The organism is Streptomyces sp. NRRL S-495 (assembly GCF_000966955.1).
In the GTDB taxonomy this organism is placed as follows: Bacteria; Actinomycetota; Actinomycetes; order Streptomycetales; family Streptomycetaceae; genus Kitasatospora; species Kitasatospora purpeofusca.
The window spans coordinates 1-4,395 of the sequence record NZ_JZWY01000731.1; the positions used below are offsets into that span (position 1 = coordinate 1).

Sequence of the window (4,395 nt, forward strand, 5' to 3'; positions counted from 1 at the left end):
GTCGGGCGCGGGGGCTGCCCGGCCCGGCGCCGGCCGGCCCGGCCGGAGCGGGGGGCGGCCCACCGGCGGGGGCGCCCGGCGGCTGCGGCGCGGCCAGCGTCGCGTCGCCCTCCAGGATCCGCCGGTGCAGCTGCTCCAGCTCGGCCCCCGGCCCGACCCCCAGTTCGGAGAGGAACAGCTGCCGGACGCCGCGGAACACCGCCAGCGCGTCCGCCTGCCGCCCGGCCTGGTAGAGGGCTCGCATCAGCAGCCCGTAGGCCCGCTCGTGCAGCGGGTGCTCGGTGGTGAGCGCGGTCAACTCCGGGATGCAGCGCGAGTAGCGGCCGAGCGTCAGGTCCAGGCCGATCCGCTCCTCCAGCAGGGTCAGCCGCAGCTCCTCCAGGCGCTGCCGGTGCCGCTCCGCGAACGGCCCGGGGATCCCGGCCAGCGGCTCGCCCTGCCAGAGCTCCAGCGCCTGGTTGAGCAGGTCGCGGGCGCGCAGGGGATCGGCCCGGGCGGTGCGCTCCGCCTCGGCGGCCAGTGCCTCCGCCTGCTCCGCGTCGACCGCGAGTTTGGGCAGGACGAGCCGGTAGCCGTCCCCCATCGACATCAGGACGCTGCCCGCGCCCTTCTCACCGGTCTTCTCACCGGTCTTCCCGCCGGGGTTCTCCTCCCCGGCCGCCACGGCGTCCAGCACCTTCCGCCACCGCCACGCGTACGTCCGCACGGTGGTCATCGCCGCCCCCGGCGGCTCCTCTCCCCACAGCGCCGCGATCAGGTCCGTGGCGCTGGCCGAGTGGCCGGGCCTCAGTAGCAGGACGGCCAGCATGGCCTGCTGCTGTGGGCTGCCCACCTTGAGCGCCGTCGCGCCGCGGTGAGCCCGCATCAGACCCAGTACGGAAAAACGGACATCGCTCATACTGCCCCCTGCTGCCCCAAGGACAGTGCCCGCCCCGTTCGTGCACATGTCAGATGATATGCGAGTTGTAGACTTCTGATGTTCTTGGCCACAAGGTCAGGCCCGGTGTCGAGACTCCGTTGAGCCTGTGGTGACCGGGCGTTGACCCCCACCGGCAAGAATCACCCTGCCGGGGCCCTCCGGAGACGGTCCGGTCCGCGCCCCTCCTTCACCTCCCGCGACCGGGTACCCCCTGTGCCCGGTCGTGATCGCCCCCGCCCTCGGCCGTCGGCGGCGTGGGGCGCCATGACCATACCTTCGGAGGCGGACGTCCGTGAACACCGCTCTGCTGTACCACCTGCTCGACGTCGACCCGGCCGACGGGCCGGCCGAACTGCTCCACCGTGCCCGCGGCAGCCGTCACCTGCCCCACCTCGTACTCTCCGCCCTGGCCCGCGAGGACGTCCGGATGGGCGAACCCGCCCGCGCCGAACTGCGCCGCGCCCGCGCCCGCGCCGACCGCTACGCCGGCCTCGCCCTCGACCTGGCCCGGTCCACCGGCGTCCGCGCCATCCACGGCCTCCCGCTGGCCGGCTACTACCCCGCCGACCTGCTCCGGCCCCAGGCCGCGCTCGACCTGGTCGCCCCCGGCGAGGCCGCGCTCTGGCAGGCCGTCGTCCGGCTGGTCACCGACCACCCGGTGGAGACCATCGACATCACCCTGCTCGGCGACCGCCCGCACCACACCGCCGTCACCGTCCGCTGGCCCGCCGAGGACCCGCTGCTCGACCCCTGGTACCGGGTCCGGCTCGCCACGGCCGCCCTGCCCGGCGACTGCGCCACCGTGCCGGTCCGGCCCTACCTGGTCGCGGACGACCACGTCGAATGCCTGATCGCCCTCGCCGAGGCCCAACTCGGCCGGAAGGGCGGCGTCGGGGCCACCGGTGCTGCTGGTGCCACTGGTGCCGCTTCCGGTCCCCCCGACCCGCTCGCCCTGCTCGACCTCTCCTGTCTCACCGACCAGCCCTTCGAACCCGCCGAGACCGCCGCCGTCCTCGCCGCCTACCGCCTCGCCCCCGAGGCCGCCGCCCTGCTCGACCTCGCCGCCCCGTTGCTGCCGCTCGGCACCCTGGCCGCTGTCCGCACCGCCCTCACCCCCGAACTCGCCCCCGAGCGCCGCCGCCGCGCCGAGGCCGCCGCCACCCCCCGACTGCCCGTCCGGCACGGCACCCTGCTGCGCCGCACCGTCATCCGCCACACCTGGGACGAGGCCCGGCTGCTGGGCGCCGGCGGCTCCCACGACGGCGGCGCCCTGCTGCTCACCCCCGTCGCCGACTACCTGCTCGGCGCCCCCGACGCGGCCCCCACCCTCGCCGACCGCAGCACCGCGCTGGACGCCCTGCACCACTGGGACACCCACTGCTGACGGTGTGTTGTGTCCTCGGCTCCGCCCGTGCCGCCGTTCGCCCCCGACCTGCACGGACCTTCCGCCGTTCCGCCCGCGCGGCCGCGGCGCGCCCCCTACTGTCGTCCCACTGGCATGCGGGGGACGACTTCCGAGGGGGAACACCGTGCACATCTACTGCGACCGCTGCGGGTTCGAGCGGGACTACACCGGGGCGCGGAACCAGGACGGCATGCCCTGCGCCGTCTGCGGCCTCGGTCGCATGCGCAACGGGCGGCCGGCCCGCGGCTTCACGATCGGGGCCGACTTCCGGCCCGTCCCGCACGACATGCTGGTGCCGAACTACCACGCGGTCCACACCGGCACCCGATCCACCCCGAGCGACTTCAACTACTTCGCGGGCATCCAGGGCAGCGCCTACCAGGACTTCGTCCAGCAACACACCAGCTACGTCGGCGCGTTCACCAACCTGCTGGTGCCGGACTCGGAGCAGTTCGGCTGGCTCACCCCGTACACCGGCAACAAGCACAACCGGACCCACTTCACCCAACTCGCGCTCGCCCGGGTCGCCCAGGCCAAGTTCGTCGACAACAAGGGCCGACTGCCCCGGCTGATCGAGCCGTTCGTCGGCTCGGGGCAGATCTGGCTCAACTCCGCCTGCTGGGGGAAGGCGTTCACCGGCGGCATCCAGCCGTTCGCCTCGGTCCTCGCCGGGGACCTCAACCACTACGTCATCGGCTGCTACTGGACGATGCGCCGGCTCGGCGCCCGTTTCGTCGACGAGTACCTGAAGCTCGCACAGGCGTGGGACGCCCATCTGGTCCACCGCTTCGACCAGTTGCTGCGGGAGACGGCGACCGGCACGGCGGAGCTCGCGCGGGCCGGGGACGACCCGGCGACGGCGATGGTGACCTGCTTCAAGTACATCTGGCTGGTCAACCGCTGTGTCCACGGCACCAAGCTGAGCCCCACCGGTGCGGTGGTCGCCACCTGCAAGGACCGCACCGCCGGCGAGCTGGCCGCGCTGCGCGCCCAGGAGCGTGACCGCCTCGGCGCGGTCCGGGACAAGGTGCTGGGCACCGCCTTCGACTTCGAGTGCCGCGACTTCCGCCGCACCTGCGAGCTGGCCGAGCCGGGCGACATCGTCTTCATGGACTGTCCGTTCCCGGCCTTCAGCAACGGCCTGGTGCCCGGCGACGCGGTGTCGCCGGAGACGGCCGACTCCAGGACCGCGAACACCTACGGCACGGGGGACGACGGGGCGGAGTTCCAGAAGGCCATCGTCGACGTCGCCCGGGAACTGTCCCGGGACGGCGTCACCGTTCTCCTCTGCAACTTCGCCAACCCCGGCCTGGTGCACGCCTATCAGCGGCTGGTGGCCAACGGGGTGGCGGCCGGGGACCTCAAGTACTACACCTTCACCTACCGCTCGCCCGCGACCACCGGCGAGGCGTACCAGCTCACCGTCGTCCCCGGCGCAGGGAACCGGGCCGTGACGGCCAGCCCGCGGCAGATCCTCGCCGACTGGCACCAGCACGGCGGCGACGACGTGCTCGCCGGCGAGTTCTTCGCGCGGCGGGAGGTGCTGAACGAGACCGAGATGGACTTCCAGCTCCAGTACGACGCGCAGCAGGAGCGCCGGGAGGAGGAGGACAGCGACTTCGAGCCCCAGTAGGACCGCCCGGCTCACCTGACCCTTCTGGCCCTCATGGCTCTCCTGGCCATTCTGGACAGGTGTCCATGTATGCTGGACACCTGTCCATGAGAGAAGGAGGTCGACCGTGCGTACGGCCGCGAACGTCCTGGTGGTCCTGGTGGCCGCCCTGCACCTGTACTTCCTGGTCCTGGAGATGTTCCTGTGGCAGCGGCGGCCCGGCCGGGAGCTGTCCGGCTTCGACGCCGACCTCGCCCGGACCACCGCCCCGCTGGCCGCCAACCAGGGCCTCTACAACGGCTTCCTCGCCGCCGGACTGGTCTGGGGCCTGATCGCCGGCTCGACCACGACCGGCTTCCAGGCCCAGGTCTTCTTCCTGTCCTGCGTGGTCGTCGCCGGCGCGTTCGGCGCCGCCACCGCCAACCGGCGGATCCTGTTCGCCCAGGCCCTGCCCGGCGC

The 4,395-nt window shown here is 73.2% G+C and carries 4 protein-coding genes; 3 read left to right on the forward strand and 1 reads right to left on the reverse strand.

Going from position 1 to position 4,395, the window contains the following annotated elements:
* Positions 1–865, reverse strand: an 865-nt coding sequence (locus VR45_RS50260; RefSeq protein ID WP_199926040.1) for a BTAD domain-containing putative transcriptional regulator, incomplete at its 3' end; no start/stop codon positions are given.
* 346 nt (positions 866–1,211) lie between these two features.
* On the opposite strand from VR45_RS50260, the gene VR45_RS32120 reads away from it, so the two are divergent.
* The 3 genes from VR45_RS32120 to VR45_RS32130 all read left to right on the forward strand — a co-directional run.
* The gene (locus tag VR45_RS32120) at positions 1,212–2,303 is read left to right on the forward strand and encodes a hypothetical protein (RefSeq protein WP_045943403.1); all 1,092 of its coding nucleotides are present in this window, start codon (positions 1,212–1,214) and stop codon (positions 2,301–2,303) included.
* Positions 2,304–2,448: 145 nt separating this feature from the next.
* A complete protein-coding gene (locus tag VR45_RS32125; protein ID WP_045943404.1) occupies positions 2,449–3,957 on the forward strand; it encodes a hypothetical protein in 1,509 nt (502 codons plus the stop codon).
* A gap of 106 nt (positions 3,958–4,063) precedes the next feature.
* Positions 4,064–4,395: DUF1304 domain-containing protein (locus VR45_RS32130; protein WP_045943405.1), on the forward strand; the 332-nt coding region annotated here is incomplete at its 3' end.